The following is a 25,807-nucleotide window of genomic DNA, read 5'->3' as shown; positions in this document are numbered from 1 at the left end:
ATGCAGGCACAACACTATCTTGCGGCGGGTTTGTAACAGTTTGAGTCGAAGGCGGGCGAGGCATTGCACCCCGCCGCGCCTTGGGGATCAATCGTGGTGTTCGGCACCGACAAATGTCAGCGAGGTAAACAGCCCGCGCGCTTCGATGTCGGCGTTGTCCTTGACCGGCAGGGTGACTTCGGCGGCGATGATGTTCAGGCCGCCGTTGCGCACCACGACACTGGCGCGCCCTTCGGCGTCGGTTTCGGCGCTGACTTCATCGGGTTCACTGCGGTAATCGCCGAACAGCTTGATGCCGGCGGCCGGCTTGCCGTCGATCAGCACCTGCACCGGTAGCGGTTTGCCCGGACCGACTTCCAGCGGGTCGACCTGCGGCACGATGACCATTTTCAGCTTGTCCAGATCGGGCAGTTTTGCGCCGTGCTCGTAGATGGCCAGGCTGTATTTGAAGGTGTGGATCGACTCGGTGCCGCCAGCCACTTTGCTACGGCCTTCGTTGATCCATTTCTTGTCCTTGTTACGCGTCCACATACCGTTGTCCAGCGCCACAGCCATGACGGCTACCGGCTTGATGGGCTTGAGACGTGCGTGGTCATCCAGGCGTTCGACAGTGACCGGCACCTGCTTGCCGGCCAGGTCATAGGCCCAGGCACCGCTGACTTTCTGGGCCTTGAAGGCGTTGTCTTCAGGGCCATGGCCGTAAACCACTTCGATATTGCCGCGCCGTTGCTCGGTCCACAGACCGTGTGCGCTGGCTTGGCCTGCATACAGGGCAGCACCGATGACACCGAGGGCCAGCAAGGTAGAGGTAATGCGCATATTGGATCCTTTGTTTTTATTTATCAGAGGTTTAGGGTGAGGCTGACGGTGAAGTTACGAGGTTCGCCGGGGGCAATCCAGTAGTTGCTGTAAGAGCGCTCGTAATATTTTTCGTCAAAGATATTGTTCAGGTTCAAGCCCACGGTGACGTTGTCGGTGGCCTTGTAATGGGCGAGCAGATCGACGGTGTGGTAGGCCGGCAACTCAAAGCCTGTGCCCGACTCGCCAGAGCGGTCGCCGACGTAGGTGAAGGCCGCACCGAGGTCCGAGCCACGCAGCGGGCCTTCCTGAAACTCGTACACACCCAGCAGGCTGCCGCTGCGCTTGGCCACGCCGAGGATCCGGCTGCCGGTGGGGATCGTACGGTCGCCCTGAGTGACTTCGGCATCGATGTAGGCGAACGCGCCGATGACGCGAACGGCGTCGCTGAGCTGGCCGGTCAGTTGCAGGTCCAGGCCCCGGCTGCGCGCCTCGCCGATGGCGCGGCTGGTGTCGGTGCCCGGATCCAGAGCCAGAACGTTTTCCTTCTCGATATGGAAGGCTGCGAGCGTGGCGCTCAGGCGCTCGTCGAGCAGTTCGGCCTTGATCCCGGCTTCGTAGCCGATGCCTTCTTCGGGGTCGAAGCTTTTACCGGCCGCATCCAGGCCGTTGTTGGGCTTGAACGAGGTCGAGGCATTGGCGAACAGGCCAATCTGATCGGTCAGTTGATAGAGCAGACCGGCGCGCTGGGTGAAGGCATCGTGGCGCTGGGTCTGGCGGCTATTGCCGGCGTAGTTGTCGATCTGCTGGTCGAAGTGCTCGTAGCGGGCGCCGATCATGCCGCGCAGTTTTTCGGTGAAAACAATCTGGTCCTGCAGGTTCAGCGCCCGGCTTTCGACGTGCTCGAAAAAGTCGGTGCCGGAACGCGCGCCATTGGGACGGGCCTGGCCATACACCGGGTTGTAGATGTCGATGGCGTACGGGCTGCCGGCAATCGTGGTGACGCGCTCGTTCTTGCGGTAGTTCTCGTATTCGGTGCCGATCAACACTTCATGCTGCAAGCCTGCGGTATCGAAGAAGCCGCGCAGTTCCAGCTGGGTAGTGCTGTCGTGCCAGTTCATGTCGCGCTCGCGGTAGCGGCGGTTGACGGTATGGCCGTCAGCATTCAAGGGGCGGGATTCGCTGGCAAAGCCCGACAGCTCGCCTTGCTTGTAATGGCTGGCCAGGCGCAGCGACCAGGTGTCGTTGAACCTGTGGTCCAGTGCGGCCTGAATCAGATTGTTGTCGTTGTCGATCTTGTCGTTTGGCTCGCCGAGAAAGGTCGAGCGCGACACGCTGCCCAGACGGTTGTTGGGCGCGACGATGCCACGGTCGAAGATCGAGTCGTGACGCACGAATTCAGTCTGCACCAGCAAGGTGGTGTCGGTGTCCAGTTCCCAGCGCAGCGACGGCGCGACGAATACCCGGTGGCTTTCGACGTGATCGCGAAAGCTGTGGTTGTCTTCCACGGCCAGATTGACCCGCGACAGCAGTTTGCCTTCGGCGTCCAGCGGGGTGTTGACGTCCAGTGCCGTGCGGTAGCGGTCCCAACTGCCGGCGCTGGTCTGCAAGGTGGTGAAGGCTTGTTGTTGCGGTTGTTTGGTGACGATATTTACCGTGCCGCCAGGGTCGCCGCGGCCATACAGGCTGGCAGCCGGGCCTTTGAGCACTTCGATGCGCTCGACATTGGCGGCATCTGGCGTGGCAGGGTAGCCACGGTTAGCGCTGAAGCCGTCCTTATAGAACTCCGAGGTGGTGAAGCCGCGAATGCTGTATTCGTACAGGGTCAGGCCGCCAAAGTTGTTCTGTTTGGACACGCCTCCCGCATAGTCCAGCGCGCGCTCGACCTGCGTGGTGCCCAGGTCCTTGAGCACCGAGGCGGGTACCACGCTGATCGATTGCGGGATGTCCTTGATCGCGGTGTCGGTCTTGGTCGCCGTGGCTGACCGGGTAGCGCGATAGCCTCGCACCGGGCTGCTGGCGGTTTCATATTCGTGATCGGCGGTGACGGTCACGGTGTCCAGCTCGATGGGTGAAGCGGCGTCAGCGGCGTAGGCCGGCGCACCCAGTACGCTCAGGGCGAAACCGGCCAGGGATGCAATTTTGCGGGACGACATGGGAGGGTTCCTGATGGTGATGGTTACAATATAACATCACTATCAGGAATTGTTGCTATTTGTATGCCGCCGCCGCTCAATACACCAATGCCACCTCGACGCCCATGGGGGCTGCGTATTCGGCCATGCGTCGGCGCGACAGCTCGAAGTGCGCGCGCACGACCTCGGCGGCCGTGTCGGGATCGCGGCGTTCGATGGCCTGAATCATCTGGTCGTGCTGGTCGCAGGCGAGTTCAAGGTCGCGCTGCATGTCGCCGGTGGTGGGGTGGCGATAGAAGGTCTTGCCCAGGCGGGCATGGTCGATCAGCAGCCGGCGCAGGCTCGGCATCAGGTAATCGTTGTGCGCCATCTTGCCGATTTCGAGGTGAAAGTCGTCGTTGTAGATGATCCGCTTCTCGACATCCTGATCGACGATGGCCTGGCGGAAATTGCGCTGAATGCCCTTGAGCACTTCGATTTCAGCCGCGCTGGCGTGCAGGGCAGCCAGTTGTGTGGTCGCGATATAGATCAATGGCGCCGACAAAAAGAAGCTGTGCAGCGACTCGTGGCTCATCGAGGCCACGCGCGGTGCGCGGTTGGCTTCCAGGTCGATATAGCCCTCGGCGGCAATCTGGCGCAGCAGCTCGCGCACCGGCGGACGTGACAGTCCGAACTCATCACACAGCGACAACTCATCGACGACAGCGCCGGGTGCCAGTTCCATGCTCAGGATGCGCCGGCGCAGCGTATCGCCCAACACCACTTTGCGATCCAGCGCTGCATCCGTGCCGGGTTGTTCAGTCTCGGACTGGGCCTTCAAGGCGGTTTTTCTACTGGTCATGAGTTTTGTCTACAGTGTGTATAACGAAATAGTGGGAGCTGCCAGACAGTCTGTCTACAGGTATTTCTGCGGCCTATTTCAGCATATTCCTCTCGCCCGTGCCCGACAGCAGAAAAAGCCGGCCAGGCACTCGATAAAAACGACCAGCCCCTTGTCTGTTTGCGACAAGGTCGGTCATGCGGCCTGTCTCATAACCCATTGAAATATAATAATAAAATTATTAAATATAGTATTACCAATGAATTCCGTTGGTATACACAAAGAATACATTTTGATTGACCGCCCCCTGACTGCATGCGAGTCTCGACCCATCAGCCCTTGGCTGAATCAAAAACAGGACTGCACACAAAAAGTCCTGACAACACATGTCTATCAGGGGATTCACCATGAAACGTTTGTTCAAAGCGCTTTGTGCAATGACCATCGTCGGCGTCACGGCGGCGCCCGTTCAGGCTGAAGAAAAAGTCATCAACATGGGCACGATCTCGTACGAGGACGTGACCCCGATCACCGGCATCACCAAGAAGGTGCTCGAAGACTCCGGCTACACCGTCAAGGTCACGACCTTCTCCGAGTGGGGCATTGCCTATGCCGCCTTGAGCAAGGGTGATATCCAGATTCTGGCCTCGCAGATCGACTACGTCGCTCAGGACTACTGGAACAAGAACAAGAACCGCCTGGAGAAAATCTCGCCGGTCTCCCATGGCCTGTATCAGGGCGTAGCCGTTCCCAGCTATGTGCCGGTCGACACGCTGGAGCAACTCAACGACAACGCCGAGAAATTCAACAACCGCATCGTCGGCATCGAGCCAGGTTCAGGCCTGATGAACGAAGCCAGCACGGCGGTGAAGGAATACGGCATCAAGCTGAACCTGGTCGAGGGCAGCAGCGCTGCGATGAGTGCCGCGCTCAAGGCGGCGGTCGACCGCAAGGAGTGGGTGGCCGTGACGGTCTGGGAGCCGTCCTGGATGGCGCAGAAATATGAGCTGAAATTCCTCAAGGACGCCAAAGGCATCTTCGCGCCGCCACAAAGTTACTACTGGATCGGCCGCAAGGGCTTCTCGGCCGAGAACCCGCAAGCGCGTGAAACCCTGGCCGGTATCTATGTGCCGCTGTCGGTGATTACCTCGATCAATGGCGAAGTCAAAGACGGCAAAACCATGGATCAGGCGGTCAACGACTGGACCGCCAAAAACGCTGACCTGATCAAGCGTTGGGAAAACATCAAAAAATATTAATTACGCTTTGCGTCTTGATGCCTCTGCCGAACTCGCTATCAATAAATAGACCAGAAGCTTCTGGTTCGCCGGGTGTGATATGAAAACAGTAAAAAATGACACTGATGAAGCGTTGGTCAGCTGTCAGTCGGTGTGGAAAGTATTCGGTGAACATGCCGATGCTGCCATGCAGGCTTATATAGAGCGTGGCTTGAGCAAGAAACAGATCCTGCAGGACTTTGGCTGTGTCGTCGGTGTCTCCGATGTGAACATGCAACTGCGCCGTGGCGAGATCTTCTGCATCATGGGCTTGTCCGGCAGCGGCAAGTCGACCTTGATCCGCATGCTCAACAAGCTCATCGCACCCACCGCCGGGCAGATTCTGGTCAAGGGCAAGAACCTGGCAAACCTGGACGGTGCCGAACTGCGCGACATTCGTGCCCGGCACATCGGCATGGTGTTCCAGAGCGTGGCCTTGCTGCCGCACCGCACGGTGCTTGAAAACGCAGCGTTCGGCCTGGAGGTGCGTGGCGTCTCCAGGGCCGAGCGGCACAAGGTGGCCGAGCAGGCGCTGGCCAAAGTGGGTTTGTCTGACTGGCTGCAGCGCTATCCGTCCGAGCTGTCGGGCGGCATGCAGCAGCGGGTCGGCCTGGCGCGAGCGATCACCTCCGACCCTGAGGTGATCCTCATGGACGAGCCGTTCAGTGCGCTGGACCCGTTGATCCGCCGCCAGTTGCAGGACGAGTTCCGCGAACTGACCAAGTCGCTGGGAAAGTCGGCCGTCTTCATTACCCATGACCTCGAAGAAGCGATCCGCATCGGTGACCGCATCGCGATCATGAAAGACGGCATGATTATTCAGGAAGGCACTGCCGAAGAAATCATCCTCAACCCGGCCGACGACTATGTGGCTGACTTTGTGGCCGGTATTTCGCGGTTGCACCTGGTCAAGGCCGAGTCGGTCATGACTCCGGTTCAGGTCTGGCGCGCTGCGCATCCGGCGGTGGACATCGCGACCTTGCCGGTGGCCGGCGTCGAGGCAGACCTGGATGCCTTGATCAACCTGCTGATCAGCTCCGGGCATGATGCCTTGGCGGTCCAGGCCGGCGGCGTGGTGCTGGGGGTTATCACCCAGCGCGATCTGTTGCGTGGTGTGCAGGGCACACCGAACGAGTATCAGGCCGCCGCACCGGACGCTGTGCTGGAGCCCACACCATGAACCCCGCCGATTTCGCTTCTGCCTTCGATGCGCGCATCGATGCGACGCTGGAATGGGTCGCCGACAACTGGTCGACGGCCTTCGATGCGCTCAACGACGGGCTCAAGGCCGTTTATCAGTCGGTGTACTGGCTGCTGGGCGTGGCGCCTTTCTATGTCGTTACGCTGCTGATCGGCGCGCTGGCCTGGCGCCTGACGGCCAGCTGGAAGTTTGCCCTGGCGGCGATCGTGGGCCTGACCTGCTGCGAGTTCATGGGCTTGTGGGCTGAAACCATGAGCACCCTGGCGCTGGTGCTGACCGCCACCAGCCTGGCGCTGCTGGTCGGTGTGCCGGCCGGTGTTGCCGCAGGGTTGATGCCGGCGCTGGACCGGGTGACCGAGCCGGTGCTGGACCTGCTGCAAACCCTGCCGCCCTATATTTATCTGCTGCCGGCCATCGCGCTGCTCGGCTACGGTTCCGGCACCGCGTTGGTGGCGACCTTTATCGTCGCCGTGCCGCCGGTCCTGCGCTTGACCTCGCTGGGCATCCGCATGACACCCAGGCAGTTCATCGAGCTGGGCGAGTCCAGCGGCACCACCGGTGTGCAATTGTTCTTCAAGATTCGTCTGCCGTTTGCCCTGCCGAGCATCATGGCCGGGGTCAACCAGAGCCTGATGATGGCGTTCGGCATGGTGGTGATCGCCGGTATCGTCGGTTCCGGCGGGCTTGGCGAGGCCATCTATGGCGCGATCCGTACGCTGGACATTGCCCGTTCGATCGATGCCTCGATTGCCATCGTGGTGCTTACCCTGATTCTTGACCGTCTGGCGCAGAGCCTGACCCGCAGCACTGAAAAAGGAGACCAGTCATGAGTCTCGTCGATTTCAAGTTTTCGCCGGGGCACTACCTGGCGCCCGCCGTCGATTGGTTGAACACCCATCTGCACCCACTGTTTGCGGCCATCAGCCGGGTGATCGAGTTCATTCTCGGCGGCTGCGAAGCGGCATTGCTGGCGGTGCCGGCCTGGTTGCTGATCAGCCTGGTGGTGCTGCTGGCGTACTTTTTCATCAATCTGCGCACGGCCTTGCTGTCGGCCTGCATGCTGGGCTTTTGCCTGATTTCCGGGCTGTGGTCGGCGTCGATGCAGACCATTGCGCTGGTGACGGTGTCGGTGCTGATCTCGGTATCGATTGCCTTCCCGCTGGGTATTCTGGCCGCACGCTACAAGCGCATGGACGCAGCCTTCGGACCATTACTCAACGTGATGCAGACCGTGCCGCCCTGGGTCTATCTGATTCCGGCGGTGATGATCTTCAGCCTGGGCAAGGTACCGGCCATCATCGCCACGATCATTTACGGCATTCCACCGATGATGCGCCTGACCACCCTGGCCTTCAAACAGATCCCCAAGGACCTGCTGGAACTGGGGCAGGCCATGGGCGCGCCGCCACGGGCGATCCTGTTCAAGATCGAGATTCCGGCAGCCACGCCGACCCTGCTGGTCGGGCTTAACCAGTGCATCCTGTTGTCGCTGGCCATGGTCGTATTGGCAGGCCTGGTCGGGGCGGGCGGACTGGGGGCGGAAGTGACGCGCGGCCTGACCCGCATGGAAATGGGCCTGGGCTTGCGTGCGGGCCTGGCGATTGTTGCGGTGGCGTTGTTGCTCGATCGTCTCTCGCGCGACATCTTGAAGCGTGGCAGCGTCATCAAGGCCGGGTAAGCAGATCCTGAGTCTGGCGAGCGGGGTATGATGTCCGGTCACCGGGCCACTGTTCAGTGGTCCGGTTTTCTTCATGAAAACAATAAGCAATGCAGAGGCCGCGTGTGGTCGAAAGAAGACAGTTCAGCACAGGGATGCAAGGGCAAAACCTGCGGTATGTGGGCGAGAAGGGTGACGCACCACGCCAGGCTCGGGTCGGCTTTCTGCTGCTCGAGCATTTTTCGTTGCCGGCCTTTACCCAGGCGCTGGATACCCTGGTCACCGCCAACCTGATTCGCGCAGGCGTGTTTGCGACCCGCACGTTCAGCCTCGATGGCGAGTCGGTGACCAGCGATCTGGGGCTGGTGATTTGCCCCAATTCGGCGCTGGAGCCGCTGCACTTGCAAGACCTCGACCTGTTTGTGGTCTGCGCCGGCCTGCGCACGCCGTTGCGCGCTTCCCCGGCACTGACCCAGTTGCTGCAGGCGGCGGCCGAAAAGGGTATTGCCCTGGCCGGATTGTGGAGCGGGGCGTGGTTTCTGGGGCAGGCCGGGCTGCTCGATGGCTACAAATGCGCCGTGCACCCCGAGCACCGCGCTGCTCTGGCCGAGACCGCGCGCGAGAGTCAGGTGACCAGCGAAAGCTACATGGTCGACCGCGACCGGTTGACCGCCGCCAGCCCCACGGGTGCATTCACCATGGTGCTGGAGTGGATCAACGCCCTGCACGGGCGCAGCCTGGTCGATGCCGTGGTCGATATCCTCGCCTTCGAAGAGTCGCGCTACCGCCGTGCGCGGCCGTCGCTGCATGAAAAGATGAGCGAGCCGCTGCGCGAAGCCATCAACCTGATGAGCGCCAATATCGAAGAACCGTTGAATCAGGATCAACTGTCGGCGTATGTCGGGCGCTCCAAGCGGCAGATCGAGCGCTTGTTCAAGGACCAGCTCGGCACCACACCTGTGCGCTACTACCTTGAACTGCGCATCACCGAAAGCCGGCGCCTGTTGCAGCATTCCGATCTGCCGATCGTCGAAGTCGGCGTGGCCTGCGGCTTTGTCTCGCCCAGCCACTTCAGCAAGTGCTACACCTCGTTCTACGGCTATCCACCGTCGCGTGAAGTGCGCTTCGGCTGCGTCAGCGGCCTGCGCTCGGGACGGCTGCGCGCACCGATATAAACCTGAAGCCACACGCGTCGTAGGAGCGGCTTTAGCCGCGAACAGCATCGGCACCATTCCCGACTAAAGCGGATCGCCGCCCGGTCGGTCCTGCGAACGGTTCGCCGTGCAGCCGGTCTCGCGAAAACAAAAAGGCCAGTCTCAGACTGGCCTTTTTGTTGTTCAGCGAATAGCGGGGCGAATTACTTGCCCTGCCAGCGCTTGAGTACCAGCGTCGCGTTGGTGCCGCCGAAGCCGAAGCTGTTGCTCATGACGGTGTCGATCTTGGCGTTCTCGCGGGTTTCGCGCAGGATCGGCAGGTCGGCCACGGCCGGGTCCAGTTCGTCGATGTTGGCGGAACCTGCGATGAAGTTGCCTTCCATCATCAGGATGCAATAGATCGCTTCGTGAACGCCGGCAGCGCCCAGCGAGTGGCCCGACAGGCTCTTGGTCGAGCTGATGGCCGGAGCCTTGTCGCCGAAGACTTCGCGCACGCCCTTGATTTCCGCGACGTCGCCGACCGGGGTCGAGGTGCCGTGGGTGTTCAGGTAGTCGATTGGTGTATCGACGGTGGACAGCGCCTGCTGCATGCAGCGGATGGCACCTTCACCGCTTGGCGCAACCATGTCGTAGCCGTCGGAAGTCGCACCGTAACCAACGATTTCGGCGTAGATCTTCGCACCACGGGCCAGAGCGTGTTCCAGCTCCTCGACCACCACCATGCCGCCACCGCCGGCGATGACGAAGCCATCACGGTCGTTGTCGTAGGCGCGGGATGCTTTTTCCGGGGTCTCGTTGCGCTTGCTGGACAAGGCGCCCATGGCGTCGAACAGGAACGACTGGCTCCAGTGCTCCTCTTCACCGCCACCGGCGAATACGATGTCCTGCTTGCCCATCTGGATCTGCTCCAGCGCCGTGCCGATGCAGTGCGCGCTGGTGGCGCAGGCCGAGGCGATGGAGTAGTTCAGGCCCTTGATCTTGAACGGGGTGGCCAGACACGCCGACACCGTGCTGCTCATGGTGCGGGTAACACGGTATGGGCCAACGCGCTTGACGCCTTTTTCGCGCAGGATGTCCAGCGCTTCCATCTGGTTCAGGGTCGAGGCGCCGCCGGAGCCAGCGATCAGGCCGGTACGCGGGTTGGACACCTGCTCTTCGGTCAGGCCCGAATCCTTGATGGCATCGGCCATTGCCAGGTAGGCATAGGCGGCGGCGTGGCCGACGAAACGGAACACCTTGCGGTCGATCAGTTCTTCGAGGTTGAGGTCGATGGAGCCGGAAACCTGGCTACGCAGACCCATTTCGGCATATTCCGGGTTGAATCGGATGCCAGGGCGGCTAGCACGCAGGTTGGCGGAGACGGTCTCTTTGTCATTGCCCAAGCACGATACGATGCCCAGACCCGTGATAACGACGCGGCGCATGCGGGTACCCTTAGAAGTTTTCAGTAGAAGTGAACAGGCCGACGCGAAGACCTTCGGCGCTGTAGATTTCGCGACCATCGACGCTGACGGTGCCGTCGGCAATTGCCAGAACCAGCTTGCCGCGCATGGTGCGTTTGATATGAATGTTGTAGGTGACCTTTTTCGCGGTGGGCAGTACCTGGCCGAAGAACTTCACTTCGCCCGAACCCAGCGCACGGCCACGGCCGGGATTACCCTGCCAGCCCAGATAAAAGCCAACCAGCTGCCACATGGCATCCAGACCCAGGCAGCCCGGCATTACCGGGTCGCCTTCGAAGTGACAGGCGAAAAACCACAGGTCAGGGTTGATATCCAGCTCGGCGACCAACTCACCCTTGCCGTACTTGCCGCCCTCTTCACTGATGTGAGTAATGCGATCGACCATCAGCATATTGGGGGCGGGCAGTTGCGCATTTCCTGGGCCGAACAGCTCGCCTCGACTGCAGCGCAGCAGGTCTTCCCGGGTAAAGGCGTGTTGTTTGGTCATGCGAGCTCCTCAAAATATTCTCTTGCGGCGATGGACCTGAGGGTCCCTGCGCCAGTCCTGGCAGACTGATTCGCCAGGACATTGTCCGGCAGCCTAGTCGTAGACTATTGCGTTGTCATGAAAGTCACAGTGCAGGCAAAACGAATGTACACCTGTTCACTGAAAAACGTCGCCCAGCAGCTTTAGCGGTCGGGCGAGCTGACAAGACTGCCGTAATTTAGCATTTCTTGCCAGTCACAGGTGCCTAAAGGCCAGCCAGCGCTGCAGAACCTGCAGCAATTGTTCATGTTTGAATGGCTTGGCCAGGTAATCGTTCATTCCTGCTTGCAGACACGCATCACGGTCGCCCTGCAGTGCATTGGCGGTCAAGGCGATGATCGGCAACTGCTGCAGCCCCTCGATCTGGCGAATGCGCCGCGTGGCTTCGTAACCATCGATGACCGGCAGCCGGCAGTCCATCAGAATCAACGCATGATGACCGGCGCGGGCTTTGTTCACCGCCTCTGCACCGTCTACCGCCACCTCCACGCTCAGGCCCATACTGCTCAGCATGGCCTTGACCACCGTGCGATTGACCGGATTGTCTTCGACCAACAGGACGCAGCGCTGATTGCCTTCAGGATCGATATCGCTCAAGACCGGACTTTGCGCGGCGGGGCGATGAACGGCACGGTGCAGCGGCAGATTAAGGGTAAATACCGAGCCTGTGCCTTCTTCACTGTGTGCATGCAACGTACCGCCCATGCGTTCGGCCAGGGTGCGGGCAATCGGCAGGCCCAGCCCGGTGCCGCCATAGCGGCGTGAAATGGAGCTGTCGGCCTGCTGGAAGGCATCGAACATCGATTCGAGCTGGCCGGGATTGATGCCGATGCCGCTGTCGTGCACGGTGCAGATCATGTGCAACTGATCATCGTCCAGGTCAACCCAGGTGGCTTCGATCCTGACCCCGCCGATTTCGGTGAACTTCAATGCGTTACCGATCAGGTTGACCAGAATCTGGCGGATACGGGTCGGGTCGCCGATGACGTCCAGGTGCTCCATGCCGTCCTGCAACGTCAGGTCCAGTGTCAGGCCACGCAGCTGCGCGGTGGGATTGAAGGCCTGGGTCGAGGCCTGGATCAGCTCGGCCAGATTGAACGCGATACTTTCGATCTGCAGGGCATCGCGCTCGATGCGCGAGAAGTCGAGGATGTCGTTGATGACCTTGAGCAGGTGTTCGGTGGACTCGGTGGCCAGCGCTGCATATTCGGCCTGCTCGGGCGTCATGGGCGTGGTTTCCATCAACTGCAACATACCCAGAACACCATTCATGGGGGTACGCAGCTCATGGCTCATCATCGCCAGAAAGTCCGACTTGGCCTTGTTGGCCTGTTCGGCCTGCTCCCGGGTCTGGATCAGTTGCGCCATCGAGTGCTGTTGCTCGATGCTGGCTTGTTCGAGGTTGGCAGCCAGGTTGTTGATGTGCCGTGCCAGAGCGCCCAGATCGGCATCGTCGGTCACGGGCAGGGGCGTGCGGTAGTCGCCTTTCTGAATGGCCTTGAGCGCTTCGCCCATCTCGCTGATCGGTCGTGACAGGCTCAAGGCCAGGCCGCGCGCCAGCAGAAAGGTGAACAGCAACGCGCCAAACGCCAGCAACCCGGCCTTGAGCAGGATTTCTTGCTGGCGCTGGCTGAAGGTGTCGCTCGACATGCCGACCAGTACACGGCCCAGATAGCCTTCGCTGCTGGCGGTGAACAGATGACCGGCCTGGCTGCTGGCAGCGGGGTAAGAGGCGTTGATCGTGGCCTGGAAAATTTCCAGCTGACGCTTGGGCTGGGTGTTCTCCGGGCTTTGTTCGACATAGGTCAGCAGGCTGTTGCTGCTGTCCTGAATCTCGACATATTGCACGCTGGGCATCGACAGCGTGGCGCGCATCAGCGCCTTCAGCGACTCTTCATCGCCGGTGAGCACGCCGCGTTCGGCGGCGGGCGCCAGCTGGTTGGCGATCAGTTGCCCGGTATGGTTGAGTTCGTCGCGCAGATCCTGCAGGCGCACAAAGGTAAAAAAGGCGGTCAGCAATACCGTCAACAGAAGGGCCGGGCCCAGGCTGATGATCTGGGTACGGGTATGAATGTCCCAAGGCCGCAATGTCATGGCCGGCACCTCTGGCGCAACGGGCAAGGGCCCCGAAAGTCGATTGAAACGTCCATGTGTCTGTGCTCGCGGCAGTCTCCTTTGCCTGTGTCATGTCGTGGCCGATTGTTGCATCGGCCGTGCGATGGAGGCGCATGTTAACCAAGATTCAGCGGATTATCATGGAACTTGTGCGTTGCTGCGTTTGGCGCTGGCCGATGCGCCAGCGCTCCGTATAATGCGTCATTGCCAGATCGATGGCCCTTGATGGATAGGTATATGAGCACACTGCAACCTGTAGCGGTTCTTGGTGGCGGCAGCTTCGGCACCGCCATCGCCAACCTGTTGGCGCAAAACGGTCATCAGGTCCGTCAGTGGATGCGCGACCCCGAGCAAGCCGAGGCGATCCGCGTCAACCGCGAGAACCCGCGCTATTTGAAGGGCATCAAGGTACTGCCCGGTGTCGAGGCGGTCACCGACCTTGGCGCCACCCTCGATGCCTGTGAACTGATCTTCGTCGCCTTGCCCTCCAGCGCGCTGCGTGCGGTGTTGTCCGAACACGTCGAACGCCTGACCGGCAAGATGCTGGTGAGCCTGACCAAGGGTATCGAAGCGCAGACCTTCAAGCTGATGAGCCAGATCCTTGAAGACATCGTGCCCAAGGCGCGTATCGGCGTGCTTTCGGGGCCGAACCTGGCCCGTGAAATCGCCGAACATGCGCTGACCGCCACCGTTGTTGCCAGCGAAGACGAAGCCTTGTGCCAGACCGTTCAGGCCGCGCTGCACGGTGCGACCTTTCGTGTGTATGCCAGCAACGACCGGTTTGGTGTCGAGCTGGGCGGTGCCTTGAAAAACGTTTATGCAATCGTCTCTGGCATGGCCGTGGCGCTGGGCATGGGCGAAAACACCAAAAGTATGCTGATTACCCGTGCACTGGCCGAAATGACCCGCTTTGCGGTCAGCCAGGGTGCCAATCCGATGACCTTTCTGGGACTGGCCGGCGTCGGTGACTTGATCGTCACCTGCTCTTCGCCCAAAAGTCGCAACTATCAGGTCGGTTTCGCCCTGGGTGAGGGGCTGAGCCTGGACGAAGCGGTGGCCCGTCTGGGTGAAGTGGCCGAAGGGGTCAATACCCTCAAGGTGCTCAAGGCCCGCGCCCATGAACTCAACGTCTATATGCCGCTGGTGGCGGGACTGCACGCGATTCTTTTCGAGGGCCGCACCCTTGAACAGGTCATTGGCGCGTTGATGCGGGCCGAGCCCAAGACCGATGTCGATTTTATTTCAACTACCGGCTTCAACTAACGTGAAGCCCATTGCGGGTCAGGGAGAAAATCTTGAACGATTCGAAATCAAAATCCAGTGAGTCCATCGTGCTGCGCATTCTGTGGATGCTGGTGTTTCTGCTGATCTGGCAATTGGCTGAAATCGTCCTGGCCGGCGTGGTGTTGCTGCAACTGGGCTATCGGCTGTTCTACGGCGCGCCCAGTGCCAGCCTGATGAACTTCGGTGACAGCCTTAGCCAGTTCCTGGCGCAGATTGGCCGTTTCGGCACGTTTCATAGCGAGCAAAAGCCTTGGCCGTTTGCCGACTGGCCAACTCCGCGTGCCCCCGAAGGCGAAGCGCCGCACACCATTCCTGCGGCCGCGCATCCCGTGCGTGACGAGGAACCCAAGCTATGAAGCTGTGGGTCCTGCGTCATGGTCAGGCCCACTCGCACGCTGCCAGCGATGCGGCGCGTGAGCTGACCGATGTCGGTCGTCAGGAAGTTTCAAACAGTGCAGCACATCTGCAAGGCCGGCCGCTGCAACGCGTATTGGTCAGCCCCTATGTGCGTGCGCAACAGACTGCCGCCGTGGTGCAGGATGTGCTGCAAGCCGATATAACCCAGTTGACCGTCGACTGGCTGACCCCCGACAGCGACCCGTTCGAGGCACTGCGCCAGCTCAACGCGCTGGGGCTGGACGACGTCCTGCTGGTCAGCCACCAGCCGCTGGTTGGCAGCCTGATCGGCCTGCTGGCCCACGGTAACCTGCAACAGGCGCAACCGATGAACACCGCCAGCCTGGCTGAGCTGGAGGGCGAATTTGTACTGGCTGGCGGGATGCAGTTGCGCGCAATCCGGCATGTCTGACACCACAAAAACCACAAGATCAAGGACTGAATATGACCCTATGGCGTGAAACTCCCCGGCTCGATCTGCTCAACGCTGCCCAGACCAACACCATCGGTGAAGTGCTGGACATCCGCTTCGAGGCGTACACCGAAGACTCGCTGACCGCCAGCATGGCGGTGGATAAACGCACCCATCAGCCATTTGGCCTGTTGCACGGCGGAGCTTCCGTAGTGCTGGCCGAATCGCTGGGCTCGATGGCCAGTTACCTGGTGGTCGACCAGAGCAAATTCTTTTGCGTGGGCCTGGAAGTCAACGCCAACCACGTGCGTGGTGTGCGCAGTGGCCGGGTCACCGGCGTGGTTCGCCCGGTGCACATTGGCCGCACCACCCACGTCTGGGACATCCGCCTGAGCAACGAAGAAGGCAAACTGTCCTGCATCTCGCGCCTGACCGTGGCAGTAGTGCCTCATGGACAGGAACCGCCAGCACGTTAACGCATGACACTGCGCTGTCGCACAGCAAACATTGAACCTGTAGGAGGCAGCTCTGCTGGCGAAAGGGCCAGTGTATCCGACGCCTCTCAGCGTCTGTAATGCCGTCATCGTCGGAGTGCCGCCCACAGCAGAGCTGCCCCCTACAGGTCAGCGTCCGGCGCAACATCGGTGGCTGGATCGCACGTTTTTTGGCCAGAGTGCCGCTGCCGATGGCGCTTTCGTTCATTGCTCCACGGCGGCCCCGGTGAGCACAATCAGCGCTGTTCGCCGGGTCACGGGGTTTGCTTAAATGTCGCAACAGGTGTTTTTCGCTCATGCCAACGGCTTCCCGTCGGCCACCTACGGCAAGCTGTTCGCGGCGCTGGCGCCGGAGTACGGCGTCATGCACCTGGAGCAGCATGCCCATGACCCGCGCTTTCCGGTCAACGACAACTGGCTGAGCCTGGTCGATGAACTGCTGCACCATTTGCGCGAGCAACTGGGGCCGGTCTGGGGAGTAGGGCATTCATTGGGCGGCTTGCTGCACTATCACGCGGCCTTGCGCTGTCCTGAACTCTACCGTGGCGTGGTAATGCTCGACTCGCCGGTGCTGGGCCTGACGGATCAGTGGGTGATCCGTGCGGCCAAGCGCTTTGGCTTTATTGATCGCATCACCCCGGCCGGTCGGACTCTGGGGCGCCGTGAGGCGTTCGACAGTCTTGAGGCGGCGCGCATCTATTTCGCCAGCAAAAGTCTGTTCCGTCGTTTCGATCCCGACTGTTTCGATGCCTACCTGCAACATGGCCTGCGCGTCGACGGCGAGCAACTGCGCCTGCGTTTCGACCCGGCCACGGAAATCAGTATCTACCGCAGCATCCCGCACCTCAGCCCCAGGCCCGTGCAGCCGCTGGATGTGCCGCTGGCAATGGTGCGTGGCCAGCAGAGCCGGGTGGTCATGCCGCGCCACGGCCTGCAGGCCCGGCGCCTGAGGCGCGGCGAATACCTGTCGATGCCGGGCGGGCACATGTTTCCGCTGGAACACCCCGACGAGACCGCACACATGCTCAAGACCCTGTTTACCCGTTGGAGCCAGCCGACATGACGGCGCTGGTCGAAGAAGTCCGCCTGAACCTGGGCCATATCGAACTGGCCGCGCACCTGTTCGGCCCACAAGACGGCCAGCCGGTCATTGCCTTGCACGGCTGGCTCGACAACGCCAACAGCTTTGCCCGTCTGGCCCCGGCCTTGCACGGGCTGCGCATCGTGGCGCTGGACCTCGCAGGCCATGGCCATTCCGGTCACCGCCCGCCGGGCGCAGGTTATGCGCTGGCCGATTATGTTTACGACGTGTTGCAGGTGGCCGGGCAAATGGGCTGGCAGCGTTTTTCGCTGCTCGGCCATTCATTGGGCGCGATCATCTCGGTGCTGCTGGCCGGTGCGGTGCCTGAGCGGGTCGAGCGCCTGGCACTGATCGACGGCCTGGTACCGCTCACCGACGAGGCCGACGCTGCGCCTGAACGGCTGGGCGAGTCTTTGCGGGCGCAACTGGCACTGGCCGACAAGAAAAAACCGGTGTACCACGACCCGGAGCGTGCGGTGCTGGCACGCATGAGCGGGCGTCTGGCGGTCAGCCGCGAGGCGGCAGAATTGCTCGCCCAGCGCGGCCTGATGCCAGTGCCCGGTGGCTACACCTGGCGCAGCGACAGCCGCCTGACCGTGCCGACGGCGGTGCGCTTCACCCCGCAACAGGCCATGGCCTTCGTGCGTCGGCTGGCGTGTCCGGGCCTGCTGGTCGTGGCAGAAGGCGGTCTTCTGGCCACGCGTACAGAGCTGCTGAGCGACCTGCCGATTCAGATCCAGTACCTGCCCGGCGGGCATCATTTGCACCTGGATGACGCGGCGGGTGCCACCTCTGTTGCAGACTGTTTCAATCGCTTCTTCGCCATTTCTTGACTTGCAGCGGGCAACTGTCGAGGCTGGGCGACTTGAGACAGGAGTCAATATGCATTCATTCAACATTCCACTGCTGGTTTTATGCCTGGCGCTGCCGGCTGGTGCATGGGCTGCGGATGTGTCCGGCAGTCGTGATCTTGAGATCGTGCCGCGTCCGCTCGACACTGAAATAGTCGACTACCGGCCTGAAGCCGAGCAAGAGCGCATCTACCCGCTGGGTGCGTTGCGCAAGATCAGCGGCCAGTTGCGCTATGACGGGCAAGTCGCCGCACGTGGCCCGGTGCAGTCGGTGACCTACCAATTGCCGCTCGGCCACAGCGCCGACGACGCCTTTACCGCCGCCCGCGAAGCCTTGCAGGACAAAGGCGCCGAGTTGCTGTTCTGGTGCCAGGCCCGCGATTGTGGCGAAAGCAGCCTGTGGGCCAATCAGGTCTTCGGCAATGCGCGGCTGTATGGCGCCGACGAGCGTCAGGCGTATCTGCTGTTGCGTCTCGCCGAGCCTGCGCAAGACACCCTGGTGGCGCTGTACAGCATCACCCGTGGCAACCGCCGCGCTTACCTGCATGTCGAGCAACTGGCCGCCTCTGCGCCGCTGGGCGACATCCTGCCGACCTCGGCCACACTGGTTCGCCAGCTCAAGACCAGCGGCAAGCTGGTCCTGGCCCGGCTCAAGGGCGAGCCGCAAGACCTTTGGGTCACAGCGCTGGCCCGTGGCCTGAATCTCGACAGCAGCCTGCGCGTCACCGTCTCGGGTGCGCAGGCCGAGGCCTGGCGCGATGCACTGGTCGCCAAAGGCGTGCGCGCCGCGCGTCTGGAGGCCGGCACCTCGGACAAACCGGGGCTTGCCCTTGAGGTCATTCGCTAAATCAAGGCGGCGGGCTGTCATGCCCGCCCGCTATGCTGCACCTTGTCTGAACCTTTCTGGTAAGTGAAACGATGTTCAATAACGACCGTATGCTGGTGCAGATCCTGCTTCTGGCGCTGCTGGGTGCCTGCTTCTGGGTGATGGCGCCGTTCTGGTCGGCGCTGGTCTGGGGCGCCGTGCTGGCCTTTGCCAGCTGGCCGTTGATGCGCCTGCTGACCCGCCTGTTCAAGGGCCGCGAGACCATTGCCGCCTCGGTGATGTGCCTGTGCTGGCTGATCCTGGTCGCCGCACCGCTGGTATGGCTGGGCTTCAACCTGGCCGATCACGTGCGCGATGCCACCAATCTGATTCGCGATGTGCAGGTCGATGGCCTGCCGGACCCACCCGACTGGCTGGCCGGCATTCCGATTGTCGGTGAACGGCTGGTGGGGTTCTGGAACACCATCGACGAGCAAGGCGCGGCGATGATGGCAGCGATCAAGCCCTACCTGGGTCAGGTCGGCAACTGGCTGCTGGCGCGCAGTGCGCAGATCGGCGGCGGCATTCTCGAACTGACCCTGAGCATCGTTTTCGCGTTCTTTTTCTATCGCGATGGTCCGCGTCTGGCGGCCTTCGTGCTCAGCCTGCTGGAGCGGCTGATCGGCGACCGTGCCCAGTATTACCTCGACCTGGTGGCGGGTACTGTGCAGCGGGTGGTCAACGGCGTGATCGGCACCGCCGCCGCCCAGGCCATTCTGGCGTTGATTGGTTTCCTGATTGCCGGCATTCCCGGTGCGCTGGTACTGGGTATTCTGACCTTCCTGTTCAGCCTGATCCCCATGGGCCCGCCGCTGGTTTGGATTCCCGCCACCGCCTGGCTGGTCTGGCAGGGCGAATACGGCATGGCGATTTTTCTCGGCATCTGGGGCATGTTCATCATCAGCGGTGTCGACAACGTGCTCAAACCCTACCTGATCAGCCGCGGCGGCAACCTGCCGCTGGTGATCGTGTTGCTGGGCGTGTTCGGCGGGCTGCTGGCGTTCGGCTTCATTGGCCTGTTCATAGGCCCGACCCTGCTGGCAGTGGCCTACAGCCTGCTGACCGATTGGGTGCAGGAGGGCCGTAGGACCGACCGGACGAGCCCGTAGGACCGACCAGCTCTGCTGGCGATTGAGCGCGAAGCGCTCACGGAAATCTATGAAACGCTGAACATTTACGACTGCTAACGCAGTCGATCGCGAGCAGAGCTCCCTCCTACAGGTTCCATGTTTGCTGCGCGACAGCGCGGCGCCAAGGCGACGGGCGATCTCTCATCAAACATAAAATAACTCATTGATTTTATTCAATTAAAAACACCACCCTGTAGGAGGCAGCTCTGCTGGCGATTGAGCGCGAAGCGCTCACAGAAATCTATGAAACGCTGAACATTTACGACTGCTAACGCAGCCGATCGCGATGGTCCGGCATTCCGGCAGATCGGGACGCCGACCGGCCCCTCCTACATCCAATGTTTGCTGCGCGACAGCGCGGCGCCGTGGCGCCGGCTGATCTCCTACGGGTCAGGTCATGCGGCGGTATCGAGGTGCCTGCCCACCGGGCGGCTGCCTTCGGTGTCGTAACGCTCGCCCAGTGCTGCAATCATCTTGCTCAGCGCCTGGGCGGCGATCTGGTTACTGTTGGTCTGCTCGCTGTTGCTGTCGCTCTGGCTCAACGCCGCCGACAACTCGCTGGCACTGATGGTGCTGTCGCTGTCGGTGTCCAGTGCGCTGAACAGAGCGGCACTGTCGGTCTCGCTGACGGTGGCGGTTTGCGCAGGCGGCGGGCCGGCAGGCGGTTGCTGCGGTTGCAGGCTGGCGGTCAGCTCTTCAAGGCTGACGGTGCCATCCTGGTTGGTGTCCAGTGCACTGAACACCTGGCTGCTGTCGGCGCTGCTGCCGGCATTGGTCAAGCCAACAGTCAACTCATCGCTGCTGATGGTGCCGTCACCGTCGGTGTCCAGCGACGTCAACAGTTCGTCGGCAAGGTCGGTGGCCGGTTGTTGCGGGGGTGGTGGGGGAGGCGTCAGCGCGGCCAGCTCGTCGGCGTCGAGGCTGTCGTCTTCGTCGCTGTCCAGGCTGCTGAAGGCCTGGCTGAGGCTGACCGTGATGCCGTCCTTGCTGTCGCTGCTCAGGGCGGAACTGAGCTCTTCCTTGCTGATGCTACCGTCTTCATCGGTGTCCAGCTTGCTCAGCAAGGCTTCCTGAAAGCGCTGGCTTTGCGTGCTGGAGGTGCTGCTGGTGCTGGTATAGCTCGAATAACTGCTGCTGCCGATTCCACTGATCATCGGACTGACTCCCCTGGTTGGCTGGGTGCCGATGACGGTGCATCGGCCTGTGCAGCCTCAGGGTGCGATTTGTCCTGGGGATGTGGGCTGTGTATCGCAGGCGTTACACCACTGTCGCGCCAACCAGCACAGCCTGGGTTACTAAGGCGCGGGCGATAGCTCCATCCTGACGCACGTCAGCTCGCCATTGACATTGTCGCTGTTGGGTCCCTTTTTCCACATCATCCGGACACCGGCTACCAAAATGTCGCCTGGTTCTTTCTGGTGCGCGGTCTTAAGGTTGTAAGGTTCAAGCATGGTGGTGGGATTGATATAGGTCATCAGCTTGATGATGAAGCTTTCAATATCATTGTTGTCGTCACAGTTTCCTGAGTCATAAAAGGTGATACGCGATGCTGATGGGACATTGGTAAGCTTGAAACCGTAGATTTGATCGTTCATGCAGCCAAACGTATCGGAATCGTTGTCGTTGAGAACGACCGTTCTGGTGGTGAACGGAAACGAGCAATTATACGGCCACACACCATTGTCCTGTGCAGTGTAAAGCGTTACGGTGCCTCCCGGGTCTGCAGTCTTTACACCAGGTGCTGAATCATCAGCCCTCAATGGCCCTGCGCACCCGCCCAGCAACACCCCGGCCATCAGCGCGACAAGCACTGTCCGAAGTTTCAAGTATTCAATTGTCATCATGGCTCCTCCGTGAGCTTTGAGCGTACGAGTAACCTGGCAACCTCCGGATGGCCGGGTCGTCGCAAGAAACTGCCACCTGCGGCGCACGGTGGCAACTATCACAACTACCAGTAGACAAGTAGCGAAAGAGCAGGGCGACCTTATGCCCTGGGCAGGCTGAGCACGGCGGTCAGGCCGCCGCCGGGGGTTTCGCTCAGTTTCAGGTCGCCGCCCATTCGCCACGCCGCTTCGCGGGCAATGGTCATGCCCATGCCGACGCCACCGGAGTTGCGATTGCGCGAACCTTCAAGGCGATAGAAAGGCTCGAACACCGTCTCATGAAACTCCGGGGCAATGCCCGGCCCATTGTCGATGACCGCGATGCGCACCCGGTCGGGCTCGTCGAGGATGTCGACATGCGCGCTGCCGGCATAGCGCAGGGCATTATCGATCAGGTTGTGCAGGCACGAACGCAGGGCCATCGGCTGCGTCTTGAGCGGCCGGCAAATACCCTGATAGGTCACATCGTCGCCATTTTCCTGGGCATTTTCGGCCAGTGACTCGATCAGCGCCTGAATATCGAACTGCTGCATGGCTTCGTTCTGGCGGTTCTGATTGAAGTAGCTGAGGGTCGCGTCGATCATGCCGATCATGTCGTTCAGGTCCTGGCTCATCTGATCGTGCAGACGCTCGTCTTCAATCTGCTCGATGCGCAGTTTCAGCCGCGACAGCGGCGTGCGCAGGTCATGCGACACTGCTGCCAGCATGCGCCCGCGCTGTTGCAACTGCTCGCGGATGCGCTCTTGCATCAGGTTGAAGGTCTGCGCCGCCTTGCGCGCTTCACGCGGGCCGGTAATGGCCAGCGGCGGGCTGTCGAGGTTTTCCGACAAGCGTTCGGCCGCTTCGCTCAGGTTTCGCACCGGACGGCTCAAGGCCTTGGCGCCATACCAGGCCGCGATCACCAGGGTAATCAGCTGAAACACCAGCGGCACCACCGGGCCGCCGATCAGCGGCGGCTTGGGCCGCTGTGGCGGCGCATTGGTCCCTGACTGTGCCGCAGGTGGTTCAGGCCTGGGCGGGGGCGGCGGGCCGTAATGGGTGAACCAGGCAAACGCCAGCAAGTGAGCAAGCAAAATTGCGGCCAGCGCGCCACCAAACAGCCGGGCAAACAGGGTATCGGCAGCGCGGATCAAGCCAGCTCCCGTGCATCGAACAGGTAGCCTTCACCGCGCACGGTCTTGATCAGTTGTGGATTCTTGGGGTCCTCACCGAGCTTCTGACGCAAGCGCGACACCAGCAGGTCGATGCTGCGATCAAAGGCTTCGATAGAGCGGCCACGCGCCGCGTCGAGCAACTGTTCACGGCTCAGCACCCGGTGCGGACGTTCGAGAAACACCCGCAGCAGGCGAAATTCGGCGTTGGACAGCGGCACCACCAGGCCATCGGGGGCGATCAACTGGCGCAGCACGCTGTTCAGGCGCCAGGCGTCGAAGCGAATGGTGGTGCGCTGGTCGTTGCGCTCATCGCGCACCCGGCGCAGCACGGTCTGGATCCGCGCTACCAGCTCACGCGGTTCGAACGGCTTGGCCATGTAATCGTCGGCGCCCAGTTCCAGGCCGATGATGCGGTCGGTGGGTTCGCAACGGGCAGTGAGCATCAGAATCGGAATGTCCGAGGTGCTACGCAACCAGCGGCACAGCGACAGGCCGTCCTCGCCGGGCAGCATCAGGTCGAGCACCACCACATCGAAGGTGTCCTCGGCCAGCGCCTGGCGCATCTGCACGCCGTCGGTAACGCCACGGGCCTGGATATTGAAGCGTGCCAGGTAGTCGCACAGCAGTTCGCGGATCGCGACATCGTCGTCGACGATCAGCGCACGGGTGGTCCAGCGTTGTTCGGGGGTTATGTCGTCGGCGGGCGTGTCGGTGAGTGCTTGCATATGCGTCGGGTGCCTGGAAGTGCCGCCATGACTGGCTGCCGGTGGAGATCAACGGTTCGCCCGGCACAGGGGCAGCGAGCGGTGCGCAAGCTTGCCGTCGGCGATTGTCACGGGCATGTCGCCAATGTATCAGAGCTGACACATGGCGCCACGACCGTCGGCGCAGAGACCACAATTGTGCATTTGTCTACCTAGTAATCCTGAGAGTGTTCCAGCAGCACCAACCGGTGTTCAATCGAACGTCGGCGATCCGGCCAGCAGTCGATGGACCGCCACGCAATGTTCAGGAAGAACAATCAATCGGCAGGAGCATAGACAGATGGCGAATGCAAAGACACAACATGACCTTGAAGAGGCACGCAGGGTACGCGACGAGTACCGGCTGGAGAAAACGCGCAGAGCGGCGCAAAGTCGCGCAGATCTTGCGGATCCGGTCGTGGATAGTGCCTGGGTTCGGGATACAGGGGATGGAACCCTGGATGGCCCGAAAATCAAGGCTGGCGACCTTCCCGTGAATATACCGGAATGGGACCTGCTGCCTACGCTTCCCGGCAAGACCCAGATACTGACCCTGCTGTGGGCCGCCGGTGACAACCCCGCCGACGGTGAGTATGAGCCGGTCGATGAGGCCGATGTGTCAATTGACACCACTTTTCCATTGTTGTTAAGCGTACCTAATGCAGCGCTCAAACCGGATGGCCCCTACCACTTGCGTTACACGGTACTGACCGAAAATGATGTGGAAAGGCCGTCCGGCAAGATTTCCCTGATTTGCGACACGACGCCACCCTGGGACCACCTTGAGCCGGAGGCGATGAGCCTGCCGACCGCCGAACTGACGGAAGAGTACCTGACGGCCAACCCCGGTAATCTGCAGGGCACATTGCCGGCGTACGACAATCCTGCTGTCAGTGACAAGGTCGCGCTGTATTGGTTGGCTACGCCGCTGCCCTCTGACCCTGTGGATCTGCCGGATCCAGTGTATTTTGGTCCGCTGAATGCGAACCGAGTGGTCGATTATCCACGCGCCCTGATCAGTGCGTCTCTGGACAAGGACTACTACGCCTTTTACCTGCTGTTCGACAAGGCCGGTAACCGCTCGCCCATATCGGGTTATGCCCGGATTGATGTCGCTCTGGGCGTCCTGCCCGACAACTTGCAGGACCCTGTCGTGCCCCTTGCCATTGCCCCTGACCTGCTGGACCTGGCCGATGCGCGAGAAGGTGTCACAGTCGATATACGCAGTTTCGATAACCATAAAAGCACCGACCGCATCGAGGTGACCTGGGGTAGCACTGTTCTGGGCTCCGTCGAAGTAGGATCATTACCCAGATTTCCGATCCAGGTACCAGTACCCCGCCTTGTGCTGCGCGATGAATATAACCGCGTGGCCGGTGGTGAGCAGTCCACTAATGTCAGCTATCGCGTGCTGCGTGGTCACAAGCCTTCCGAGGTCAAGTCAACGTCTATACAGGTCGATTTTTCAACGATTGGTCCCGACCCGCAACCCGATCCCGATCCCGACTGGCCCGATCCGGAAACGCCTGAGCTGACGCCTGCCAGGGTCTTTGGCAGAAGCGGCACGCCAGCGCTCAATACACTGGTGCGCGCAGATGGGGGACTGCCCGCCGACCTCAAGTTCGATTTGTATACCCCGCTTAACGAGGGTGAGGTCGTCGATTTTTTCTGGGGGGCTGAAGAAGTCGTTGAAGCGGTTCATATAATCCAGGACACCGATGTTTACCCCGACGAGATCAGCGTTGTAATTCCCTGGAAATATATCGAAGTGGCGGGTAATGACCCGGAAGTGCTCGTGCACTACCGTATTCATGCGCCAGGTTCTGACAATTACCAGCGTCCAGTCTACACAAAGGTCAATGTCGATGCCGTTACCTTTACGCCTGATGCACCCGAGTTTCAAGGGGTTTCACCTCGTGGTTTTCTGAACTGCAACTCGTTGTTTATCGATCCTCTTGTGCCTTTGCGTCAAGAGCCCGCTGTGCGGGTAAGTGTTCCTGATCTGTCGAAGTTTCGGGCTTTGGGAGAAAAAGTTACTCTGGTATGGGTCGCATTAAAGGGGGAGACAGGCGAGGACGTGGTCGCCAGTGCTGGAAAGCGCCAGACCTTCACTCTGGGCACTGATAAGCCATTGACCGGATTTACCTGGTTTGTCGAACCCTACACCACTCATTTACTCCCGACCTATGATGGCCCGCTTAATCCCACCGGGCGGGGGCGTGCGTATTATGAATATGAGGATGCCCAAGGCGAGACGATTACCTCTGAAGTCAAGGAGGCCAGAGTGGGCATGTGGGATGCCGCCGGTACCTGTCCGCTTCCTTGAGCAGTGGATTGAAACGTAACAACTATTTGACAGTTCATGTAA

General features: G+C 61.0%; 24 protein-coding genes and 1 pseudogene. 14 read left to right on the top strand and 11 right to left on the bottom strand.

Going from position 1 to position 25,807, the window contains the following annotated elements; translation table 11 throughout:
• Nucleotides 1-87: 87 nt before the first annotated feature.
• The 3 genes from ACYP2A_RS09830 to ACYP2A_RS09820 all read right to left on the bottom strand — a co-directional run bounded on the left by ACYP2A_RS09830 (nt 88) and on the right by ACYP2A_RS09820 (nt 3,774).
• Nucleotides 88-819 (bottom strand): DUF4198 domain-containing protein, encoded by a 732-nt coding sequence (locus ACYP2A_RS09830; protein WP_459744760.1) that lies wholly within the window; start codon nt 817-819, stop codon nt 88-90.
• Between the two features lie 23 nt (nt 820-842).
• Nucleotides 843-2,954 (bottom strand): TonB-dependent siderophore receptor, encoded by a 2,112-nt coding sequence (locus ACYP2A_RS09825; protein WP_459744758.1) that lies wholly within the window; start codon nt 2,952-2,954, stop codon nt 843-845.
• Between the two features lie 76 nt (nt 2,955-3,030).
• Entirely contained in the window at nt 3,031-3,774 is a 744-nt protein-coding gene (locus ACYP2A_RS09820; protein ID WP_459744756.1) for a GntR family transcriptional regulator, read from the bottom strand.
• Between the two features lie 386 nt (nt 3,775-4,160).
• Between ACYP2A_RS09820 and ACYP2A_RS09815 the strand changes: the two genes are divergently transcribed.
• The 5 genes from ACYP2A_RS09815 to ACYP2A_RS09795 all read left to right on the top strand — a co-directional run bounded on the left by ACYP2A_RS09815 (nt 4,161) and on the right by ACYP2A_RS09795 (nt 9,063).
• Nucleotides 4,161-5,012: a glycine betaine ABC transporter substrate-binding protein gene (locus ACYP2A_RS09815; protein WP_459744754.1), complete on the top strand. Its 852-nt coding sequence runs from the start codon at nt 4,161-4,163 to the stop codon at nt 5,010-5,012.
• A gap of 79 nt (nt 5,013-5,091) precedes the next feature.
• Nucleotides 5,092-6,210, top strand: coding sequence for a quaternary amine ABC transporter ATP-binding protein (locus ACYP2A_RS09810; protein ID WP_459744753.1), 1,119 nt, complete (start codon nt 5,092-5,094; stop codon nt 6,208-6,210).
• The gene (locus ACYP2A_RS09805) at nt 6,207-7,061 is read left to right on the top strand and encodes an ABC transporter permease (protein ID WP_459744751.1); all 855 of its coding nucleotides are present in this window, start codon (nt 6,207-6,209) and stop codon (nt 7,059-7,061) included. The genes ACYP2A_RS09810 and ACYP2A_RS09805 overlap by 4 nt, the downstream gene beginning before the upstream one ends.
• On the top strand, nt 7,058-7,909 hold the full coding sequence (locus ACYP2A_RS09800) for an ABC transporter permease (protein ID WP_459744749.1): 852 nt from the start codon (nt 7,058-7,060) through the stop codon (nt 7,907-7,909). The genes ACYP2A_RS09805 and ACYP2A_RS09800 overlap by 4 nt, the downstream gene beginning before the upstream one ends.
• A 134-nt stretch (nt 7,910-8,043) precedes the next feature.
• Nucleotides 8,044-9,063 (top strand): GlxA family transcriptional regulator, encoded by a 1,020-nt coding sequence (locus ACYP2A_RS09795; RefSeq protein ID WP_459744952.1) that lies wholly within the window; start codon nt 8,044-8,046, stop codon nt 9,061-9,063.
• Nucleotides 9,064-9,245: 182 nt separating this feature from the next.
• Here the strand turns inward: ACYP2A_RS09795 and fabB are convergent, their stop codons facing one another.
• The 3 genes from fabB to ACYP2A_RS09780 form a co-directional block, all read right to left on the bottom strand.
• Nucleotides 9,246-10,466 carry a beta-ketoacyl-ACP synthase I gene (gene fabB / locus ACYP2A_RS09790; protein ID WP_459744747.1) on the bottom strand — a complete coding sequence of 407 codons (1,221 nt, stop codon included), beginning with the start codon at nt 10,464-10,466 and terminating at the stop codon, nt 9,246-9,248.
• 10 nt (nt 10,467-10,476) lie between these two features.
• Nucleotides 10,477-10,992, bottom strand: coding sequence for a 3-hydroxyacyl-[acyl-carrier-protein] dehydratase FabA (gene fabA / locus ACYP2A_RS09785; protein ID WP_056837253.1), 516 nt, complete (start codon nt 10,990-10,992; stop codon nt 10,477-10,479).
• Between the two features lie 234 nt (nt 10,993-11,226).
• On the bottom strand, nt 11,227-13,125 hold the full coding sequence (locus tag ACYP2A_RS09780; protein ID WP_459744745.1) for a response regulator: 1,899 nt from the start codon (nt 13,123-13,125) through the stop codon (nt 11,227-11,229).
• Nucleotides 13,126-13,383: 258 nt separating this feature from the next.
• Here ACYP2A_RS09780 and ACYP2A_RS09775 point away from each other — a divergent pair, with 258 nt between their 5' ends.
• The 8 genes from ACYP2A_RS09775 (at nt 13,384) to ACYP2A_RS09740 (ending at nt 19,638) form a co-directional block, all read left to right on the top strand.
• Nucleotides 13,384-14,409 carry an NAD(P)H-dependent glycerol-3-phosphate dehydrogenase gene (locus ACYP2A_RS09775; RefSeq protein ID WP_459744743.1) on the top strand — a complete coding sequence of 342 codons (1,026 nt, stop codon included), beginning with the start codon at nt 13,384-13,386 and terminating at the stop codon, nt 14,407-14,409.
• 86 nt (nt 14,410-14,495) lie between these two features.
• Nucleotides 14,496-14,786 (top strand): DUF4389 domain-containing protein, encoded by a 291-nt coding sequence (locus ACYP2A_RS09770; RefSeq protein WP_459744951.1) that lies wholly within the window; start codon nt 14,496-14,498, stop codon nt 14,784-14,786.
• Complete coding sequence (sixA, locus tag ACYP2A_RS09765) at nt 14,783-15,238, top strand: phosphohistidine phosphatase SixA (RefSeq protein ID WP_459744741.1); 456 nt, start codon at nt 14,783-14,785, stop codon at nt 15,236-15,238. Before ACYP2A_RS09770 ends, sixA begins: the two co-directional genes overlap by 4 nt.
• 32 nt (nt 15,239-15,270) lie before the next feature.
• Nucleotides 15,271-15,714 carry a hotdog fold thioesterase gene (locus ACYP2A_RS09760; protein ID WP_459744739.1) on the top strand — a complete coding sequence of 148 codons (444 nt, stop codon included), beginning with the start codon at nt 15,271-15,273 and terminating at the stop codon, nt 15,712-15,714.
• A gap of 289 nt (nt 15,715-16,003) precedes the next feature.
• The gene (locus tag ACYP2A_RS09755; protein ID WP_459744738.1) at nt 16,004-16,795 is read left to right on the top strand and encodes an alpha/beta fold hydrolase; all 792 of its coding nucleotides are present in this window, start codon (nt 16,004-16,006) and stop codon (nt 16,793-16,795) included.
• Nucleotides 16,792-17,646, top strand: coding sequence for an alpha/beta hydrolase (locus tag ACYP2A_RS09750; protein WP_459744737.1), 855 nt, complete (start codon nt 16,792-16,794; stop codon nt 17,644-17,646). The genes ACYP2A_RS09755 and ACYP2A_RS09750 overlap by 4 nt, the downstream gene beginning before the upstream one ends.
• Nucleotides 17,647-17,695: 49 nt before the next feature.
• Entirely contained in the window at nt 17,696-18,511 is an 816-nt protein-coding gene (locus tag ACYP2A_RS09745) for a DUF4892 domain-containing protein (RefSeq protein ID WP_459744735.1), read from the top strand.
• A 71-nt stretch (nt 18,512-18,582) separates the two neighbouring features.
• On the top strand, nt 18,583-19,638 hold the full coding sequence (locus ACYP2A_RS09740; RefSeq protein ID WP_459744734.1) for an AI-2E family transporter: 1,056 nt from the start codon (nt 18,583-18,585) through the stop codon (nt 19,636-19,638).
• On the opposite strand, the pseudogene ACYP2A_RS09735 reads toward ACYP2A_RS09740, so the two are convergent.
• The 5 genes and pseudogenes from ACYP2A_RS09735 to ACYP2A_RS09715 all read right to left on the bottom strand — a co-directional run.
• Nucleotides 19,632-19,679, bottom strand: a pseudogene (locus ACYP2A_RS09735) (hypothetical protein); the annotation flags it as partial. The gene ACYP2A_RS09740 and the pseudogene ACYP2A_RS09735 sit on opposite strands and share 7 nt — an antisense overlap.
• Nucleotides 19,680-20,054: 375 nt before the next feature.
• Nucleotides 20,055-20,813 (bottom strand): XopAW family type III secretion system calcium-binding effector, encoded by a 759-nt coding sequence (gene xopAW / locus ACYP2A_RS09730; protein WP_459744733.1) that lies wholly within the window; start codon nt 20,811-20,813, stop codon nt 20,055-20,057.
• Nucleotides 20,814-20,954: 141 nt separating this feature from the next.
• Nucleotides 20,955-21,503, bottom strand: coding sequence for a hypothetical protein (locus ACYP2A_RS09725; RefSeq protein WP_459744731.1), 549 nt, complete (start codon nt 21,501-21,503; stop codon nt 20,955-20,957).
• A 140-nt stretch (nt 21,504-21,643) separates the two neighbouring features.
• The gene (locus ACYP2A_RS09720) at nt 21,644-22,675 is read right to left on the bottom strand and encodes a sensor histidine kinase (protein WP_459744729.1); all 1,032 of its coding nucleotides are present in this window, start codon (nt 22,673-22,675) and stop codon (nt 21,644-21,646) included.
• Nucleotides 22,672-23,421, bottom strand: coding sequence for a response regulator (locus tag ACYP2A_RS09715; protein WP_459744728.1), 750 nt, complete (start codon nt 23,419-23,421; stop codon nt 22,672-22,674). Before ACYP2A_RS09715 ends, ACYP2A_RS09720 begins: the two co-directional genes overlap by 4 nt.
• Before the next feature lie 319 nt (nt 23,422-23,740).
• Here ACYP2A_RS09715 and ACYP2A_RS09710 point away from each other — a divergent pair, with 319 nt between their 5' ends.
• Nucleotides 23,741-25,765, top strand: a complete 2,025-nt coding sequence (locus tag ACYP2A_RS09710; protein ID WP_459744726.1) for a hypothetical protein — start codon at nt 23,741-23,743, stop codon at nt 25,763-25,765.
• The last annotated feature ends 42 nt before the right edge of the window (nt 25,766-25,807 follow it).

This window comes from Pseudomonas sp. 3A(2025) (assembly GCF_054589175.1).
The sequence above is the reverse complement of the archived record's forward strand: the minus strand, read 5'-3'. Positions and strand labels throughout refer to the sequence as shown.

Excerpts from the sequence above, each read along its gene's own strand:
- ACYP2A_RS09750 (WP_459744737.1), top strand. The coding sequence starts at position 16,792 with ATGACGGCGCTGGTCGAAGAAGTCCGCCTGAACCTGGGCCATATCGAA.
- ACYP2A_RS09820 (WP_459744756.1), bottom strand. The coding sequence starts at position 3,774 with ATGACCAGTAGAAAAACCGCCTTGAAGGCCCAGTCCGAGACTGAACAA.
- ACYP2A_RS09805 (WP_459744751.1), top strand. The coding sequence starts at position 6,207 with ATGAACCCCGCCGATTTCGCTTCTGCCTTCGATGCGCGCATCGATGCG.
- sixA (WP_459744741.1), top strand. The coding sequence starts at position 14,783 with ATGAAGCTGTGGGTCCTGCGTCATGGTCAGGCCCACTCGCACGCTGCC.
- ACYP2A_RS09800 (WP_459744749.1), top strand. The coding sequence starts at position 7,058 with ATGAGTCTCGTCGATTTCAAGTTTTCGCCGGGGCACTACCTGGCGCCC.
- ACYP2A_RS09715 (WP_459744728.1), bottom strand. The coding sequence starts at position 23,421 with ATGCAAGCACTCACCGACACGCCCGCCGACGACATAACCCCCGAACAA.
- ACYP2A_RS09770 (WP_459744951.1), top strand. The coding sequence starts at position 14,496 with ATGCTGGTGTTTCTGCTGATCTGGCAATTGGCTGAAATCGTCCTGGCC.
- ACYP2A_RS09745 (WP_459744735.1), top strand. The coding sequence starts at position 17,696 with ATGCATTCATTCAACATTCCACTGCTGGTTTTATGCCTGGCGCTGCCG.
- ACYP2A_RS09755 (WP_459744738.1), top strand. The coding sequence starts at position 16,004 with ATGTCGCAACAGGTGTTTTTCGCTCATGCCAACGGCTTCCCGTCGGCC.
- fabB (WP_459744747.1), bottom strand. The coding sequence starts at position 10,466 with ATGCGCCGCGTCGTTATCACGGGTCTGGGCATCGTATCGTGCTTGGGC.
- ACYP2A_RS09725 (WP_459744731.1), bottom strand. The coding sequence starts at position 21,503 with ATGATGACAATTGAATACTTGAAACTTCGGACAGTGCTTGTCGCGCTG.
- fabA (WP_056837253.1), bottom strand. The coding sequence starts at position 10,992 with ATGACCAAACAACACGCCTTTACCCGGGAAGACCTGCTGCGCTGCAGT.
- ACYP2A_RS09810 (WP_459744753.1), top strand. The coding sequence starts at position 5,092 with ATGAAAACAGTAAAAAATGACACTGATGAAGCGTTGGTCAGCTGTCAG.
- ACYP2A_RS09775 (WP_459744743.1), top strand. The coding sequence starts at position 13,384 with ATGAGCACACTGCAACCTGTAGCGGTTCTTGGTGGCGGCAGCTTCGGC.
- ACYP2A_RS09710 (WP_459744726.1), top strand. The coding sequence starts at position 23,741 with ATGGCGAATGCAAAGACACAACATGACCTTGAAGAGGCACGCAGGGTA.
- ACYP2A_RS09760 (WP_459744739.1), top strand. The coding sequence starts at position 15,271 with ATGACCCTATGGCGTGAAACTCCCCGGCTCGATCTGCTCAACGCTGCC.
- xopAW (WP_459744733.1), bottom strand. The coding sequence starts at position 20,813 with ATGATCAGTGGAATCGGCAGCAGCAGTTATTCGAGCTATACCAGCACC.
- ACYP2A_RS09815 (WP_459744754.1), top strand. The coding sequence starts at position 4,161 with ATGAAACGTTTGTTCAAAGCGCTTTGTGCAATGACCATCGTCGGCGTC.
- ACYP2A_RS09830 (WP_459744760.1), bottom strand. The coding sequence starts at position 819 with ATGCGCATTACCTCTACCTTGCTGGCCCTCGGTGTCATCGGTGCTGCC.
- ACYP2A_RS09740 (WP_459744734.1), top strand. The coding sequence starts at position 18,583 with ATGTTCAATAACGACCGTATGCTGGTGCAGATCCTGCTTCTGGCGCTG.
- ACYP2A_RS09795 (WP_459744952.1), top strand. The coding sequence starts at position 8,044 with ATGCAAGGGCAAAACCTGCGGTATGTGGGCGAGAAGGGTGACGCACCA.
- ACYP2A_RS09780 (WP_459744745.1), bottom strand. The coding sequence starts at position 13,125 with ATGACATTGCGGCCTTGGGACATTCATACCCGTACCCAGATCATCAGC.
- ACYP2A_RS09825 (WP_459744758.1), bottom strand. The coding sequence starts at position 2,954 with ATGTCGTCCCGCAAAATTGCATCCCTGGCCGGTTTCGCCCTGAGCGTA.